This is a genomic window from Bacillus cereus group sp. BfR-BA-01453, from assembly GCF_022662915.1.
Taxonomy (GTDB): domain Bacteria; phylum Bacillota; class Bacilli; order Bacillales; family Bacillaceae_G; genus Bacillus_A; species Bacillus_A paranthracis.
Genome location: NZ_JAKUEN010000002.1, coordinates 190010 through 209464 on the forward strand (window position 1 = coordinate 190010; position 19455 = coordinate 209464).

The window sequence follows — 19455 nt, forward strand, 5'->3', positions numbered from 1 at the left end:
TAAGTAGTACGATAAAGAGAATGAAAAAGAGATTGTAATTTGGTTTCAACCAAACTACAATCTCTTTTTGTTTCATTTAATCCCACCAAATCCAAGTCCAAAGGTAATTTCGTACATTTCGAGGAGTAATCCGTATGAAGCGTTCACCGTCAAAGAAGCAATTAAAATTTGGAAGTGTCTCATCTGGATTTTCTGGAACAAAGGTGACCGTATTTTCATTACTCGTAACGGTTACTGTAATTGGTGGATCGGTAGGTGAGGCTTGAAGTTGTAACGAAATATTAGCCGTATTTTTAAACTCATTAGTAACAGGTGGACTTATCACTTGTACGGTGAATAACACGATAATTGTTTCGTTTGGTTCTAAATTAGTAGCAACTAGGAAACCGATATTCGGATTCGCTAGTGGAGAGCGTTCTCCGTTAATGGAGACGGTGCCGTTCATAAATTGTAAACCTACTGGAATAGTATCCTGTAACGAAATATTTAAGAGTGAAATCTCGGAAGTATTCGTAATACGCACCGTATAATCAAAATATTGATTTAAATAAGCTGAGCTGACGGAAGCGTTTTTCGTGACTGTCGCAGTTACAAATTGAACTGGTATACGAACAATATTCGAATTAACAACGAAAGTAATAATCGGATCCTGTGGTGTCAATTGGAAAGCGGCTGTAACTGTTGCAGAATTTATAATTGTACTGTTTGAAGGAATAGAAGTTACAAGAACTTTAAATGTTATCGTTGCTACTCCATCTGCAGGTAAAGAGCCGATATTCATACCAGTGTCTGGACGGATATTTGGAACTTGAGTACCATTAATTGATACGCTGTTTTCTATAAATGTTGTACCGGCTGGAATTATATCTAGGACGGAAGTACTGATTGTAGGAATTGGTGAATGATTTATCACCTCTAATGTGAAAGTTATGATGTCCCCTGTCGCCACGATAGATTTATCGGCTGTTTTTTTAATACTAACCATTGGATCAACTATTATTGTTGTAACAGTATTTGTTTGCTTTGTAACGGTATTTATTTGCCTTGTAATCGTAATAGGAGGTTCGGTTGGACCGACAATAGGTGTATAGGAAATAGTAGCATCGTTATTGATTGTAGATTGAAGAGTAGAAGAAGATATTGTCACTTGGAATGTAATAATAAAAGATTCGTTTGGAGCAAGAGTTCCTAACGTAATACCATTTTCAGGATTCGCATTAGGTTGATTGATTCCGTTAATCGTAACACTACCAATAACGAATGTCGTATCTACTGGTGCTGTGTCTACTAGAAGAAGATCTTCAATAGTGATATTACCATTATTCGTAATGGTAATGGTGTACGTTAAAGTTTGACCAGGTAAGGCGCTCGTGAAATCAACAGCTTTTATCGCAATGACATCATCATTTTGGACAGTTGTTGTGACAGTATTTGTTGTAGTTGTATTTGTAACAGGTGCGTTATTTGGATTGACTATATAGTTAAAAGTAGTGATTGCTTGGTTGGTGAGTTCATTTGGTGTCGGAATAGAAGTTACAGTTACTTGGAATGAAGTGATAGCATTTCCGCCAACAGTTATAGGACCAATTGGTATACCACTTACTGGATTAACTCCCGGAAGAGTTTCTCCGTTTACAATGACGCTATTTTCTATAAATGTAGTACCTTGAGGAATAATATCTTGAATGACTACATCATTTGCTGCAACATTACCAGTTTGATTGAGCGTAATCGTATACGTTAACGTATCACCGACTGTTGCAAATGCTAGGTCAACAGTTTTATTACTATTCAAAGTCGCATGATTAATTGTTGTTATGGCAGCTGATGAAATAATAGTTTCGGTAATAGGTGGTCGATTTGGTAACGTGTATTGGTATTCAATTGTACTCGTGTTAGAGATTGGATTTGTTTGCGGAATTGAAGTAACCCGTACTTGGAATAGAATAGTTGCTGTTGTATTAGGCGGAATGTTATCAATTTGTATCCCGCTAAGTGGATTGTCATTTGGACGAGCGTTGCCATTCACAATAACACTGTTCTCTATAAAGCTCGTATTTGCTGGGATGATATCTGTAACGATAATGTTTTCTACTTGAATATTCCCATTGTTTGTAATGGAAATTGTGTAAGGGATAATCGTTTGTAGGTCAGCATATTGGATAGGCGTTGTTTTTATAGCGAGTACATTAGCAGAAATAACTTCAGTGAAGGTAATATTACTAGTTGATATTTGTTCCTCGCCATTAATTGTATAACGAGAAGTTGATTGGTTTTGGATACGACTGCTAGCTGGAAGAGATACCACGGTAACGGAAAACGTGACTGGGATAGAAATGTTAGGAGCAATCGTTCCTACAAGTATACCGGTACTTGGATTGGCGTTAAGCTGCGGAATGTTATTTACTAAAACGCTACCGTCAATAAAGGTAGTTCCACCAGGAATGTTGTCTGTAAATACAACAGCAGTGGCATCTGTATTCCCTGTATTCGTTAACGTTGTTGTATAAGTTAAAATGTCACCAATTGTTACAGAAGTCAAATCAACAGTTTTAAGTGAAACGATATCAGCATCATTAATTTGAACGAAAGTAGTGTTGGAAGTAGTCGATTTTTGAATTGGTGCAAAATCAGGGTTGAAAACAAAGTCGTAGATGATGTTTGCAGTATTAGGAGTTGGGTTTACAGTAGGTAAATTCATAACGGAAACTTGGAAGGTTATTGTAGCCATTTGACCTGATGCGATATTAGGAATGGAAAAGCCGATATTCGGATCCGCTGCAGGAAATGCAGTATTGTTAACTAATACACTTCCCGGGATAAATATTGTTCCATCCTCTATCGTATCTGTAAAAAAGATGGAGTTAGTTGTAGTGGATCCGTTATTTTGAATGAGTACTGTATATTCAATAGTTTCATCAATATTAGCTAATATTGTATTAGCAGATTTTGTGGCGATAAGAATCGCATCAATAAATTGTATATTTGTAGTATTGGAAGATGTCGTTTCTGAAATTGGTGGTAAGCTTGGGTCTGGCTGATACTCATAGTGGATGACGGCGATATTATTAATGTTATTTTGAGGAGGTATAGAGACTACATTTACTTGGAATGTAACGATAATTGTATTGTTTGGAAGGATAATATTAAGGGTGATTCCGGTAATTGGATTTTCGTTAGGTCTTGGTATGCCATCTACAAGAATGCTATTTGGAACGAATGTAGTGCCAGCAGCAATTGCGTCAATTAGGAGAGTATTTGTAATAGGTACTGTACCAGCGTTTGTAACTGCGACTGTATATGTGATGATTTGACCGATGCGTGTAATAGATCTGTTAGCGGATTTAATTGCACTAATATTTGCTGTACGGATTTCAGTATTTACTGCATTTGATAATGATCTACGCTGAATAACCGGAGAACTAGAGTCAATTTGGTATTCATACGAAGTGTCTGAAATGTTAGTGACTGTGTTGCCCTCGGGTATATTTGTAAGTTGTACTTGGAATGAAATAGTGACTGTTTCATTTGGTTGTATCGTGTCAAGCGTTACGCCAATTTCAGGATTCGCACCAGGCTGAATGACATTATTTATTGATAAGCTATCTTTAATGAATATCGTACCTTCTGGAATATTGTCAATGAACACTGTATTGTTAGCCGGAACAGTTCCGATATTTTGTAGTGTATTTGTGTAAGTAATATTTTGCCCGATGGATACGAAAGTAACATTCGCCTGTTTAACAGAAATAATATTTGCATTTTGAAGCGATGTTGTAACGATATTAGAAGTTACAGAACGATTCACTGGGGGAGCTGCAGGAATACTTACATATTGGTACGTTGCTGAAGATTGATTTACAATTTCGGTTTCAGTAGGTGGATTATTTGTTTGTACTTGAAATAGTAGTGTTTTGGAACTGTTAGCTTGAATCGTTCCAATTGCTATTCCGTTTTCAGGGTTTACACCTGGCTGAAGTACACCGTTAATTGTGACGCTGTCGGTAACGAATGTAGTGCCAGCTGGAATAGAATCTGTAAAAATAATATTTATTGCGTCAACATTGCCGATATTTTTCACTTCAGAAATATAAAGGATCGTTCCGCCAATATCTACAGTTGTTGGATTGGATGTTTTTGTAATTGTTAATTGTGCTTGCACGAAATTTGTAATGACGATATTACTAGTAGATGTTTCCGTAATAGGCGGTTGCCCTGGATCTGGTTGAATTGTATATGTTGTATTGGATTGATTTGTAATCGATTGTTGCGAGAATGGATCGTTAATAAGAATTTGGAACGAAATAAGGTGAGTAGCGTTTGCTGCTAGGTTAGGCAAAGTAACACCTGCATTTGGATTTGCACCAAGTATAGCTGTTCCGTTAAGTGTAAAACTATTTTCTACGAATGTAGTCCCTTCTGGAATCGTATCTGAAAATAATAGATTAGTAGCTGGAATATTTCCGGTATTTTCTAGTGTTATCGTATAGGTCAAAATATCGCCTGTTGTTGCTTGCTCTGCATTGACTGCTTTTAAAGAAAGAACATTTGCATCCGAAATTTGTGTGAAAGCTGGATTAGACGTAATTGTTCGAGCGATGGTAGGAGCGGTTGGATCCGCGATAAAAGTATAGTCAATACGAGCTATATTAGAAATTGGATTCACGCTTGGAATGGATTGAACGATAACTTGGAATGTTATGGTGACAATGTCTGAAGGCGCGATGGAGTTTAATGGTATCCCTACGCTTGGATCGGCACCTGGAGCTGCAACGCCATTAATGGTTACGCTATTCGGAAGAAATGCAGTTCCTTCTGGGACCAAATCTGTTAAAGTAACTGTATTTGCAGTTGTATTCCCGTTATTTTGAACGACTACAGTGTAAGTGATTGTACCGTTAGTAGATTGTACGAGAGAATCTGTATTTTTAATTACAGACAGCGATGCATCAACGACAGCTGTACTAACCGTATTAGATGAGGAGGTTGCTGTAACTGGAGGTTGACTCGGGTTGACAATATACGTGTAACTTGTAAGTGCTTGATTTATAATTGCTCCTTGCGGTGGAATAGAGTTTGCAAGAAATTGGAACGTAATCGTAGCAGAATTACCTGGTGCGATAATACCAACGGGAATGCCAAGAGTTGGACTTGCATCTGGAAGTGAAATCCCGTTAAGTGTAACACTATTTGGAACAAATAATGCTCCTTCAGGAACTCCGTTAATGAGTAATACAGAATTTGCAGGGAAGTTTCCAGTGTTTGTTAATGTTGCTGTATACGTAATGACATCGCCGATAGATACGATTGTTCGATTTGCCTCTAAAATAGTTGTAACAGTCGCGTTATTAATTTGTGTTGAAGCGCTATTAGAAGTTATTGTGCCGGTAACAGGAGGAGCCGCCGGATCAACGATGAATGCATATTGAATAGATGCAACGTTTGTAATTGGATTTGAAGGTGGAGTAGATGTAACTATGACTTGGAAAGTAACAGTTAAGGAACTACCCGCGCTAACGGTCCCGATAGTAACTCCACTATTTGGATTGGCACCTGGAATGGTATTTCCATTTACAGTAAAACTATTTTCAACAAAGGTCGTTCCTGCTGGAATGAGGTCTGAGAAATTTACATTCGTAGCATTTGTATTGCCGCTATTTTGAATTAAAACGGTATAAGTGATCGTGTCGCCAATATTTGCAAAGGCTGTACTAGCAGTTTTTACAGCTGAAAGTATTGCTGAATTAATAGAAGTAACGAAGACGTTCGTTTCCACGTTGCCAGGCTGAGCCTGTAATGCATTGCCTACGTTATATTGGAAGTTCACAAATGCTAAGTTTTGGAGTTCAGGAGTGAATGTTGTCGGATTGCTTACAATTTGAACTTGGAATATGATTGTTACAGTTTGATCTGGATTGACTGTATTTATGCCAACACCGCTGGTGATAGAAGCGGATGGTAATGAAGTACCGTCAACAACAACTGATCCTGTAACAAATTGTGTCCATGAAGGTAAAGGGTCTGAGAAAACAACGTTGTTAGCTGGAATATTTCCTGTATTCGTAATCGTAGTTGTATACGTAATCGTATCACCAATCGTTGCAAAAGCTTTATCTCCGATTTTAATCGTGTTTAAAATTGCACTTTCAATTTTTGTTGTAACGTTATTAGAAGTAATATTTTTTGAAACTGGAGGATTTTTTGGATTAACGATATGTTGAAAGTTAACGCTAGCTTGATTCGTAATTGGATTTATAGGCGGGATTTCATGTGCGATAATATTAAATGCCACAATGACAGATTGGTTTGGCGCGATATCACCAATTGGAACCCCTGTAACGATATCTGCATTTGGGATGCTAGTTCCGTTAAGTGTAAAACTATTCGGTTCAAAGGAAGTTCCGTCTGGAATAAGGTCGGTGAAAATAACATTTGTTGCACTAACATTTCCGCTATTTGTAATGGTAACGGAGTAGACAATATCTTGCCCAATATCTACTGTTGACACATTTGAATTTTTTTGTGCAGTAAGGATAGCGCTATTAATTTGTGTAGTCGTTGTATTAGATTGATTAGAAGTTGTAATAGATGGCTGGCTAGGATCAACGACATAATGATATGTGATAGAAGCAGAATTAGAAATAGGATTTAGTGTAGGAAGTGTAGTAACAGTTGCTTGGAATGTGACGATTGCGGCATTACCACCATTAATGGAACCGATATTGACACCAGTAGATAAATCAGCGTTTGGAATAGTTTGCCCATTAACTGTGAAACTATTTGGAACGAAACTTAAATTGCTATCAAGTATATCGATGACGGTAACATCAGTTGCAGCCACATTCCCGGTATTAGGGAGGTTAAGTGTAAATGTTATTGTATTACTAACATCCGCAAAGGTAAGATCTGCCGTTTTTGTACTTATAATATTTGCGTTATTTATTTGAAGAAGCGTAGTGTTGGAAGTAGCTGAACTCGACACTGGAGGGTTAACAGGATCAACAGTAAACTCATATGTCGTTGATGCTGTATTCGGTGCTGGGTTACTAAGGGGAATATTATTTACTGTCACTTGAAAGACGATACTATATATTTCATTTGGTGGAAGCGCTGCAAGTAATACACCTGTATTTGGATTCGCGTTAGGTTGTAAAACGCCGTCGACGGTTAATGTGTTAGGAACAAATGTGAGTCCACTTGGTAATACATCTGTGAATACTATATTAGTTGCATCCGTATTTCCTATATTGGAAATAGAAGTAGTATAAAAGGCAGTTTGCCCGATATCTGCAAAGGATGCACTTTCATTTTTCGTCATAGATAATATGGCTTCTTTAATTTGCGTTGAAACAGGATTGCTAATTGAAGTTTCTGTATCAGGCGGTGAGACTAATTGATAAGATGTTGATGAGAAATTTACAATTGGGTTTTCGGTCGGTAATGAGGTCACGTTTACTTGGAAGGAAACATTTACTGTAGCCCCCGCTGTTATCGGTCCAATATTTACACCGTTTACTGGATTCGCACCACTTTGAGGAACTCCATTAATGGAAAATGTGTTTGCAATAAATGTAGTTCCGCTCGGCATAGTATCTGTGAAAATAACATTTTGTGCAGATGAATTTCCATTGTTTGTTAAAGTGACAGTATAAGTGAGTGTATCTCCGATATGGCTAAATGCTTTATCAACTTGTTTAGATGAAAGAATAGTAGCTGTATTAATTGTAGTAAATGTTGTGTTTGAAGTAACATTTCTTGAAACAATCGGTGCATTTGGATCAGCGATAAATGTGTAAGAAGCAGTAGCGGAATTGGCAATAGGATTTTGGGCTGGTGTAGAAGTAGCGGTAACTTGAAATGCTATAGATATTGAGCTGTTAGGAGCAATTGATCCAAGCGTTATACCGGTATTAGGATTGAGTCCAATTTGCGTGATGCCATCTATTGTAACGCTATCAGTAATAAACGTTGTACCATTTGGTATAAGATCAGTGAAAGTAATATTCGTAGCGTTTGTATTACCGATATTTGTCAAAAGAGTCGTATAGGTAATGGTATCACCTAGTGTTACAAGTGTTTGATCAACAGATTTCACCATCGTTATCATAGCATCTAATACAGGGTTTGTAACGATATTCGTTGAAGTAGAAGTTGTAATAGGAGTTCCGTTTGGATCGACAGTATAAGAATATAAAATTGTATCACTACCCACAATTGAACTTGAAGAGGGAACAGAAAGAACAGTTGCTTGGAAAGTAACGGTTACTGTTTCACCAGGAGCGATATTTGGTATAGTTACTCCAAGTGCTGGTTGCGCACCAGATTGCTGAACCCCATTTATTTTGACTGAGTTTGGTATAAAGGTAGTGTTAGCTGGAATTGCGCTCGTGAACGTTATATTCGTTGCAGTCGTATTTCCTGTATTTGTAATAGTTGTTGTATACGTAATCGTATCTCCAACAGAAATAATAGATTTATCAACGCTTTTTTGGGTCGTTAATATTGCACTATTAATTGTTGTCGAAACAGAATTAGATACATTCGTTTGTGTTACGGCAGGTTGGCTAGGATCAACCACATGTGCAAATTGTACTGAACTAAAATTAGAAATTGGATTTATACTTGGAATGTTTGTAACAAGTACATTAAGAGTAATCACGGCCGTTCCATTTGGGTTTATATTTCCAATCTGAATCCCGTTAGATGGATTTCCGATTTGCTGTGTACCAGAATTGTTTGTAAGAGTGCCAGATATGAATGTCGTCCCATCAGGTAAAGTATCCGTGAAAATTATATTTTGTGAAGTGACATTTCCAGGGTTACTTAATGTAATTGTATAAGAAATTGTATCGCCAATCGTTGCGAAAGTCTTATCTACAGATTTGATTGCCACAATCTCCCCAGAATTTATTTGCGTCGAAACAGAATTAGATGTCGAATTTCGTGAAACAAGTGGTAAATTAGGATTTGTAATAAATTGGTAATCGATAGAAGCGCCGTTTACAACTGGTGAGTTTGGTCCTCCAGGTCCGATTGTAAAAATAGGGTTTGGGATGCTAACTACTTGCACGCGGAAGGTGACGTTTATAAAATCTCCTGCAATAATATCCCCAATTGGTATCCCGTTCGCTGGATTTACTCCAGGTAATAAAACCCCACCTACTCGAACGCTATCTTCTATAAATATTGTATTATTTGGAGTCGGATCTGTAAAAATGATATTCGTAGCAGTTGTGTTCCCTATATTTTCTAATAAAACAGTATACGTTAAAAATGAATTTCCAGGTGCAATGTCAGAAAATAGTCGATCCACACTTTTCGTTGCTTGAATAATGGCTTCGTTAATTTGCACTAAAGTTGGATTACTTGTAGCTGTTTCTGTCACTGGTGGCTGGTTCGGATTCACAATGATAGAGTATGTTGTGCTAGATTGGTTTAAAGTTGGATTTGTAGCTGGTATTGAGCCAACAATCGCTTGAAAACTAATTGTTGTCGTTCCTCCAACTGGAATTGGGTCTAAAGAAATGCCGCTATCTGGTCTAAATCCAAGTTGTGAGACGGTATTTATTTGTACGCTATCAGGCACGAATGAAAGTTCGGGTGGTAATATATCGGTGAAAACAGGAGTGTTAGCGGAAGTATTGCCGTTATTAGTGAGAGTAGTTGTATACGTAATTGTATCTCCAACAGCAGCAAATGCACTGCTTGCAGTTTTTGTTGCGATAACGGAAGCAGTATTTACTTGTGTAAAGGTTTTATTGGATTGAACTGTTCGGGAAACAGGCGGCTCATTTATATCAACAATAAAGCTATATTGAAGCGATGATTGGTTCGGAATTGGATTCGGGTTTGGCAGCGTTGTAATGTTTACTTGAAAATTGAGTGTAATCGATGCATTTGCATTCAAGTTACCAATATTGATACCGTTTTGCGGATTTGCATTTGGGACGGTTACACCATTTATCTTAAAGCTATTTGGGACAAAGGTAGTACCATTTGGAATGGAATCTGTAAACACAATGTTGTTCGCAGTAGTATTTCCTGTGTTTGTAATAGATGAAGTGAATGTAATCGTATCACCAATTGTAGCGAAAGTTGTACTCGCATTTTTATTTAAAACTAAAGTAGCATCAATAATTGGAGTAACCGTCGTATTCGTAATTGTGCTATCAACAGCAGGTGATTGGTTTGGGTTCACGGTATACTCATAATTTACAAGAGCATTATTTGTTAATGTGCCACTAGGTGGTATCGCTAAAATTTGTGCTTGAAAAGTAATGAATACAGTATCTCCTGGGGGAATATCTGCTAAGTGAATACCAAGTGATGGATCTAAACCTGGCTGCGGAATATTATTGATAGTTACAGAGTTTTGGACAAATGAAGCGCCTGCGCCGAGTCCATCTGTTAAAACTGTAGCACTAGCAGGAATATTTCCTGTATTCGTAACGGCAATCGTATAAGTAACGATATCCCCAATTGCAGCATTCGGTGTGTTCACTGATTTTGTTGCGATAATCGTAGCGTTGTTAATTTGAGTTGTTATTACATTACTTGATGCATTGGCGGATGCTGGAGGTAAGTTAGGATCTATGACATATTGGTACGCTGTATTGCTTTGGTTCGGGATTGGATTTGGACTAGGAATGGAATTTACTATTACTTGAAATGAGATTGTTGCACTTGTATTAGGGTTTATTGGATCAATTGCAATCCCACTTGCTGGATTTGTATTAGGGAGTGTATTTCCATTTACTGTTACACTATTAGGGATAAATGATGTTCCGTTTGGAAGTACATCTGTAAAAATTACATTTGATGCAAGTGTGTTCCCGTTATTCGTTAAAGTAGTCGTGTACGTAATCATATCATTTACGTTAGCAAACTGTTTATCTGCCGATTTTACAGCGGCAATTGTAGCATTATTAATAGTCGTCTGTACGGTGTTAGATGCCACCATCTGCGTTACAATTGGTTTGGATGCGTCGTACATGTATTGGAATGTAGTGCTCGATTGATTCGTAATCGGATTTGGACTAGGAATAGTTGGTACAGAAACTTGAAATGAAACAGTACGTGATGAATTCGCTCCTATCGTACCAATTAAAATGCCATTAGCCGGGTTTGCATTAGCTATAGGGACGCCGTTAATCGTTACAGTGTTAGGAAGGAAGATGGTACCAGCTGGAATGATATCTGTAAACGTTACATTAGAGGCAGGGATATTGCCGTTATTCGTTAAAATCGTTGCATAAGTTATGACATCACCAACATCAGCGAAATTTGTACTTGTTAGTTTCGTAGCGACAATATTAGCAGTATTAATTTGTGTCGTTACTATATTACTAGTAGCATTTCTCACAACAGCAGGTAAATTTGGATCGGCAATAAAGCTATATTGAAGTGCGGCGCTGTTTTGAACTGGATTTGGTGAAGGTAAACTATTTGCACTAATTTGGAAAACAATTGTTGTAATGCCGCCTGCTGGAATCGTACCAACTTGAAGGCCGGCACTTGGATCCGCACCTAGCTGTAAAGCACCCCCTATAAAAATACTATTTGGTACGAGAATTGTACCAGGTGGAAGTATATCGGTAACGACTACATTATCTGCTGGAGTATTTCCTGGGTTAGCTAAGGCAATTGTATATGTGATTGGTTGCCCAACATCAGCGATAGTTAAATCTACATCTTTGAAAATAATTACATTTGCTAAATTAATTTGCGTACTTACAGTATTACTTAAAGAGGTTTCTATAGTTGGTGGATCGCCCGGATTTAGAATAAAGCTATATTGTGTACTAGATGAATTTATTGTTGGGTTTTGTGTTGGTAAAGAGGTGACAGTTACTTGATAAGAGACGGTAAGTGAGCCGTTAGCAGGAATGGAAGGTAACGGAACACCAACGTTCGGATCTGCATTGTTTTGTAGCACGCCATTAATAAGGAAAGTGTTTGGAATAAAGGTAGTACCATCTGGATTTGTATCCACAAAAGTAGGATTATCAGCAGTAACACTTCCTGCATTCGTCAAAAGAATGCTATAAGTTAGTACATCCCCAACAGTGGCAAACGTTCGGTCCACTGTTTTTGCTGAAATGACATTTGCGTCATTGACTTGAGTGAGTGTAGTGGTTGAAGTTGTGTTCTTACTTACAGGAGATGTATTTGGATCCACGATAAAGTTATAGGAAATAGAAGCGCTATTTGAAATAGGATTTGGATTTGGGATGCTAGTTATTGATACTTGGAATGAAGCTGTAATTGTAGTGCCGGCATTAATACTACCAATAGTAATGCTAGTTGGTGTAACGCCTGGCTGAGCAACACCGCTAACTATGACACTGTTTGGTACAAAGGCAGTACCATTCGCAATTGAGTCGGATAGTAATACATTGTTCGCTGTAACATTTCCATCGTTTGTAAGAGAAAAATTGTACGTTAATATATCTCCGACTTCCGCAAATGTTTTATCTACAGATTTAGTAGCTTGAATGTTTGCTAATCTAATTGTTGATGTAACAGAGTTAGAATTTGCTGTTTTTGAAGTGGGTGGCAAGCTTGGATTTACAGTGTAAATGTAAGAAGCAAAAGCGTTATTAATGATAGGGTTTTGTGCAGTAATATTGATGACTGTTACTTGAAAAGAAAGTGTAAAAGTAGCTCCGCCAGGAATTGTACCAATAGGCAAAGCGACGAGAGAATTTACATTTTGCAAAACACCGTTTAGTGTTACAGTACCTGGAGTCAATATCGTTCCATTTGGAAGTGGATCTGTTAGTTGCACGTTAGTAGCAGCTGTATTTCCACTGTTTGTAATAAGGATTGTATAACTGATTGTTTCGCCAATCGTAGCAAATTGTTTATTTGTTGATTTTGTTAAAGTTACATTCGCATTGTTAATTTGAGTGGAAACGAGATTTGAAGAAATGTTTTTTGTAACGGGTGATTGACTAGGGTTGACAGTGTACTGATAAGAAGCGCTTGAACCATTAGATACAACATTCGAAACTGGGATTGTATTTACTACTACTTGAAATGAAATGTTTTTCGTCGTACCAGTAGGAATGGATCCTATATTTACACCGTTTGCGGGATTTGCTCCAACTTGTGTCGTTCCATCAATTGTTAAACTGTTGAGAACAAAAGTTGTTCCAGTAGGAATGATATCTGTAAAAATAACATTGTTTGCATTCGTATTACCTGTGCCTGTAAAAGAAACGGTGTACGTTAGTGTATCACCAATATCGGCAAAATTTTTATCTACCGCTTTTGTCATTGTTACAGTAGCATTATTCACTTGAGTGGAGACAATATTCGTCGTATCAGTCCCGCTTACTGCCGGTTGATTTGGTACAGGAATGTATTGATAAGTTGTAGTCCCGCTATTTAATATTGGATTTGTTTGCGGGATAGAAGGGACGAGTACTTGAAATGAAACAGTAGTCGTAGCATTAGCAGCAATAGACCCAATTGCTATGCCAGTAGCTGGATTTGCACCAGCTTGCGTAACACCGTTAACGGTTACACTCCCAGGAACGAAAGTAGTCCCGCTAGGAATCGGATCCGTATATATTACGTTAGTTGCAGCAATATTTCCTATATTAGCTAAGGCGATACTGTAAGTTAACGTTTCACCAATATCGGTAAAAAGTTTGTTAACTGATTTTGTCCCGTTAATATCTGCAAGATTAACTTGTGTTCCAGCAGAGTTACTTGTAGCAAGACCGTTAAAAGTCGTTCCTCCGGCGATTGGTGTATATTGAAATGTAATATTAGCAGTGTTGGAGATAGGATTTTGATTTGGAAAAGAAACGACAGTAGCTTGGAAAGTTACTGTACGAGAAGCGTTGTTATTAATTGTTCCAAGAGATATACCAGCAGCCGGATTTGCATTCGTTTGCGGGACATTATCTACTGTTACAGTTCCAGGTATAAAGGAAGTACCGTTAGGAAGAATGTCTGTAAAAATAACGTTATTGGCGGGGAGAAGCCCTGTATTAGGGATAGTAACTGTATAAGTGAGAACGTCTCCAATTGCTGCAACACTTTTATTCACGCTTTTTGTTGCTTGTATGTTAGGTGAATTTATGTTGATTTGTAAACCGACTGTATTTAACATATATGCGTCTCCGTTAGTTGTTAAACGGATTGCGGCGGACACTTGAGAATTTGTTAAATAAGGAGAAATATCAATGGAAGTAATGTCCCAGCCCTGTCTTCCAGCGGAGATGTTTGTACCTGTAGAAGCACTTTGATTTCGCGTTCCAAATGTCCCGGTTGTATCTAAGTTTCCAGCGGCATTATTAATTTGAGAACCGAAGAAATTATTTACAGCATTGTTAGGTCCAGATAAGGCATTTAATGAACTGAAATTTGGCCCGAATAGAGCCTGATCCCCAATTAAATCAGCATCTCCTTCGGTAGAACTTAAAAACAATCTCCCGCTTACAGGCCCTCCTGAAGGTGTTAAAAATCCTGAAACAGATACATCGGCACTACCAGTTTCTGCAGAAACCCGGTTGCCTGCTACGTAAATTGTTAAATTTCTTGCAGGTAAGGAACCATTTTGATATGCGACGATAAGTGTCCATCCAGCCGAGTTAATTGATCCATTAGAAGCATCTAAAGGATCAACAAGTCCAGGTACAGATCCTGTAGTATAGGAGCCAGACCCTCCAGCTTGAATAAGAGTCGTTACGTCTGCTGAACGAGTGTAAAATCCAAATGTAATAGAGTTTGAAACGAATGTTTGATTAGAAGCTGTAACAACTGATGGAGTAATCGAGTATGTTGAAACAGGTGTTGTAAAAGAAACAGGGTTGCCTAATACGCTCGTAATGTTTTGATCACGAGATAAATAGTTTCCACCCCAAACGAGTTCTGCGTAAAGAATCGTACTACCAGCAGGGATATTTAAAAGAGCGGTAGAACTATTTTGTGTATAGTTTAATGTTGTACCAGCAGGAAAAGAGGTTACTTGTAAAGCGGTATTGGTAGTTATAAATGCACCAATTGCCCCGATTGTACCAGCACGGTTTTGATTACTGATTTTACTTAAACCGAGTGTGTTTCCTGTAATCGCAAGTGCGCCGTTAGTGGTGGTAGAAAATCGATTTATAATGGGCATGTTGTCACCTCACTTACAATATAGTCTTGGTCAAAATAGGATATGTGTGTGACAAATAAAGGGTAACATGTACAAGTTGAATTGGGAAGATGGCTAGATAAGGGGGTGGAGTATGATTGAATTGGAATTTAGCGTGGAGCGTCTTAGGGAAGAACAAATAGGCGATATTGTAGCATTATCATCTTATATTGGTTGGGATTATAACAGGGAAGAAGTTGAAACAATTTTTAACTCAGGTATTGTATATGGCGTATGGAATGAGAGAAAGGAACTTATTGCTAGCACAGCAATTATATTATACGGGGAGGCGTTGGCATCTATCGGAATGGTAATTGTACATCCAGATTATAAGGGAAGAGGAATTGGAAAGATGATTACAAATTCATGCATGAATAGCGTATCAGCTCAAACTCCATTTATGCTTATTGCTACGGATGAAGGGAAACCTTTATATGAAAAATTAGGATTTAGAGCAGTAAGTTATGTTTCTAAATACATATGTAACTCGTACAATGCGAATGATTATTGTGTAAGAAATGAAGATTATGTGATGAACTATGAAGAGGGGGAGTTAGAAAAAATAATAAAAATAGATGAATATGCGTTTGGAACAAATAGAAAAGAGTTTTTAAAGAAAAGAATTATGCAAAGTGAACAGTGCACTGTTGTAAGGGACAAGGAACAAAATGTATTAGGTTACGGTTTAAGCATACAAACACCAGAAAATAAAATAATAGGACCGGTTGTTGCTAAAAATGATGAGATGGCAATGAGAATTGTACATGATTTAGCAAAAGGGCATAATGGTAAATTAAGAATTGATGTACTAGAAGGAAAGAAAGATTTCATGAAAGTATTAGAGATTACTGGTTTTAAAAAGGTGAATACACCACCAATTATGATGAAAAATAGCGGTCAATTATTAAAAAGGAATAATGAGTTATATAGCATTGCAGCACAAATTTTTGGGTGAAAAAGAATCCTTCTGAACGAAGGATTCTTTTTCGCTAATCACGATATTGATCATGAGTCGGCTGAAAGAGGTCTTCCTCGATATCCCTTACCATAGAAAAATGATCAACATTATAATGACCATGGAGAATTTTATTATGGTGAGAGATAATTTGTTCTGCAGTCAATACGTCAGAATCAGTTGTGGAATGACCGTTTTTAATTAATGTAACATCAAAGCCTTGTACAGTTGCTGTCCTCACAGCGGTATCAATACAATGCTCTGTTTTACATCCACCGATAACAATATGGTTAATCTTTTCTTTTTTTAAAAGTTCAAGTAAAGAAGTGCCATAGAATGCGTTTGTGGCTGCTTTATTAATAAGGATTGCAGACTGAGGTACTTGAATTTCATTATGTACTTCAAAGCCTACGCCGCTACCAGAAGCAACATCGATATCTCTTACGAAAACAATAAGGGCATTGGAATCTATTGCTTTCTGCACGGCTGTATTGAGTGTAGATAATAATTCGGTTTTACGAAAAACTTCACTTTCTTGTTCATTTCCATCCATTAATTCTTGCTGCGCATCGATAATTAATAGTGCTTGTTTCATCATGTCTCCCCTTTAATATGGAATAAGTTCCACTGTACATATTCCTTCATATTGTAAAGAAATCCTCTATTTATAAGCGAAGTAGACGATTGATTTACAAAGTTGTCAAAGAAATTTCATTCTCATGGCGTATAAAAACATGTATGATAGGAAGTGGAGAATTTTTGAGTAGGTGGGAATAACATGCAAACAGTAGAAGATTATCTTTCATTCTTACATACGAAAGGATTTAAATTATCAGAGGAAGCACAAGGATTTATTATGTTCGGACAAGGATATACGGGTGCATCTGATGGCATTGTAAACGCAGCAATAGAAGCGACAATTAAGCATCAATTGCAGTTTGATGGCAGTTATTTTGTTGCGTTATTAGAACGATTGAAAGAAGAAGAGATTACAGATAAAAAAAGCGCTAAGGCTTTTATGCGGAAGTTACAAGCGTAACTTCACGCAGCCTGCGCTTCTTTTTTTGTTTTAGAAGGTAATTCAACAAAAACCATGCCTAGGAAAATACAGAGGCATCCGATAATAGCGGAAATAGAAAGTTGTTCGTTTGCAACGAGAACGCCTGTTAATGCAGCGAAAACGGGCTCCATTGCGAAAATAATTGCTACTCTCGTTGGAGACGTATGTTTTTGTGCTGATGTTTGAATGAAAAAAGCAATGGATGTCGCGAACAGGGAAGTTAGAAATAGAGCAAATAAAAAGGAAGAATTCGTCCATAGTGCTACTGAAAATAATTTTTCCCAATCTTCAAACAAAAAGGCGCAAATAGAAGAAAACATACCGACAGCTAATACTTGCGATGTGCTTAACAATAAAGATGATATTTTTTTAGAGAAGAAGCCGTTAACGAGAATATGAGCAGCGAAAGCAACTGCACAACCGAGAACGAGTATATCTCCAATGTTTAATTGAAAAGAATCACCTGCTGTTAATAAATATAAACCCGCTGTTGCTACAGCAATGCCAATTACGATAAAAATAGTAGCTTTTTGTTTTAAAAAGATAAAAGACAAGATTGGTACCATAACGATACTAAGCCCTGTTAAGAAACCAGCTTTTGAAGAAGTTGTATAAAGTAAGCCGAATGTTTGTAATACATAGCCGACGCATAAAAAGAATCCAACGGTTAATCCAGCGAGGCTACTCTGTTTTATATGTTGTTTTGAAGTTTTTTTTGAGAAAATCAGTTGAACGAATAATAAAATGATTCCAGCGAATAAAAAACGTATACCATTAAATGTAAATGGACCGACGAAAGACATAGCATTTTGAACGACAACAAATGTAGCTCCCCAAATAAAAGACACAAATAATAAAGCAAGAGGAGCAATCCAATCTTTTTTCACACTCATACCCCCGTTAATTTTGTAAGATAGCTTTTCTAGCTAACTCATCAGCAACTTTATTTTGACTACTTGGAATCCACTTAATAAAAAAGAGATCGAAATTTTTTATGTACTGCAGTGCTTCCTCTAATAGTGGTGCAAACATTTTATTTTTTGCGTATTCTTTTTCGACAGCTCGCTCAACAAGTTGCGAATCTGTACGAAAAGAGACAATGTTATAATTATGCTCCGTGCAATATTTTAATGCCGCAAGTAAAGCGTGGTATTCCGCTTCATGATTGGACATGGTCCCAAGGGGCAATGATAATTGTACAGCGGGTTGAACCCCTTTAATAAATACGCCTGCACCAGAAGGACCAGGATTTCCTTTTGATGCACCATCAATATATACTTCAATCAAAATGAGAAACCTCCAAATGATAAGATGATCCCCTACCTATATGTTTCTTTGAAGTAGGGGATAGAGTAACTTAGCCGATTGTAATACTATAACGACATGTAAATGTTTCATTCGCTTGTAAAGATTGAATTCCTTTTTTTTCCTTGAAATCTTTTGCTGGATTTACTTCATCAGCAATTCCGTACCAAGGTTCAATACATAAGAAAGGTGCATTCTCGCCTGGTGTCCATACGCCGACAAATGGGAATCCGTCAAATTCTACTTTTACGAATTTATTATGTTTATGAGAACGGATGGAGATTTCATCCGTATTCATATTTTCAAAAATAAGTGCATCGTTTTTAAATAGGTCGTATGTAAGTGGCAACTCATTCGTACTTTCAGCAATTAGTTGCTTCTTATTTGAAAGGTAAGGTCCTTCTAATACGCTCGTTTCTAAACGCTCTGAACCATTAAAAGATAGGTGGTAATCTGTAAATGACTCGCCCTCTAATAACGGGAAATTGAAACCAGGATGTGCTCCGATTGAGAAGAACATCTCTTTTGAAGCAGGGTTATTCACTTCGTATGTTACATGAACGGTTTGTCCGTCTAGTTCATAAGAAACGAGTAATTCGAATTCGTATGGGTATTTTTTTAATGTTTCTTCATTACTAGTTACAATGTAAGTGATTTTCGTTTCACTTTGTTCTTCTACAGAGAATGTAAGATCACGAGCAAAGCCGTGTTGTGTTAAAGAATAAGGTTTACCATCTACGTAGTATGTATTATCTACTAATCGGCCGACGATTGGGAATAAAATGGGTGCACGGCGTCCCCAATAAGTAGCATCACCTTGCCATAAGTATTCTGTATTGTCTTCTTTTAAGAGAAAGCTTTGTAATTCTGCACCTTTGTCAGAGATGGTAACGATCACTTTTTCATTTTGAATTGTTGCAGTCATGAAGTAAAACCTCCTAAATCTTTCATATATTTCATTATACGTTGTCTAAAAGAAAAAGGGTA

Annotated in this window: 7 protein-coding genes; 2 read left to right on the top strand and 5 right to left on the bottom strand. The window is 37.3% G+C overall.

Annotation, left to right across the window (positions count from 1 at the left end; all coding sequences use genetic code 11):
* Nucleotides 1-76: 76 nt before the first annotated feature.
* Nucleotides 77-15130 (bottom strand): DUF11 domain-containing protein, encoded by a 15054-nt coding sequence (locus MR070_RS05760; RefSeq protein WP_242260745.1) that lies wholly within the window; start codon nt 15128-15130, stop codon nt 77-79.
* A 112-nt stretch (nt 15131-15242) separates the two neighbouring features.
* Here MR070_RS05760 and MR070_RS05765 point away from each other — a divergent pair, with 112 nt between their 5' ends.
* The gene (locus MR070_RS05765; RefSeq protein WP_242260746.1) at nt 15243-16103 is read left to right on the top strand and encodes a GNAT family N-acetyltransferase; all 861 of its coding nucleotides are present in this window, start codon (nt 15243-15245) and stop codon (nt 16101-16103) included.
* A 34-nt stretch (nt 16104-16137) separates the two neighbouring features.
* Here the strand turns inward: MR070_RS05765 and MR070_RS05770 are convergent, their stop codons facing one another.
* The gene (locus MR070_RS05770) at nt 16138-16698 is read right to left on the bottom strand and encodes a cysteine hydrolase family protein (protein WP_044790366.1); all 561 of its coding nucleotides are present in this window, start codon (nt 16696-16698) and stop codon (nt 16138-16140) included.
* A gap of 183 nt (nt 16699-16881) precedes the next feature.
* Here MR070_RS05770 and MR070_RS05775 point away from each other — a divergent pair, with 183 nt between their 5' ends.
* Nucleotides 16882-17142: a DUF6123 family protein gene (locus MR070_RS05775; RefSeq protein ID WP_001195212.1), complete on the top strand. Its 261-nt coding sequence runs from the start codon at nt 16882-16884 to the stop codon at nt 17140-17142.
* A gap of 2 nt (nt 17143-17144) precedes the next feature.
* Here MR070_RS05775 and MR070_RS05780 read toward each other — a convergent pair whose 3' ends face one another.
* The 3 genes from MR070_RS05780 to MR070_RS05790 form a co-directional block, all read right to left on the bottom strand.
* Nucleotides 17145-18050, bottom strand: coding sequence for a DMT family transporter (locus MR070_RS05780; protein WP_242260748.1), 906 nt, complete (start codon nt 18048-18050; stop codon nt 17145-17147).
* Nucleotides 18051-18063: 13 nt separating this feature from the next.
* Nucleotides 18064-18450, bottom strand: a complete 387-nt coding sequence (locus tag MR070_RS05785) for a reverse transcriptase-like protein (RefSeq protein WP_000573872.1) — start codon at nt 18448-18450, stop codon at nt 18064-18066.
* Nucleotides 18451-18520: 70 nt separating this feature from the next.
* Nucleotides 18521-19393 carry an aldose 1-epimerase family protein gene (locus tag MR070_RS05790; RefSeq protein ID WP_242260750.1) on the bottom strand — a complete coding sequence of 291 codons (873 nt, stop codon included), beginning with the start codon at nt 19391-19393 and terminating at the stop codon, nt 18521-18523.
* Between the last annotated feature and the right edge of the window lie 62 nt (nt 19394-19455).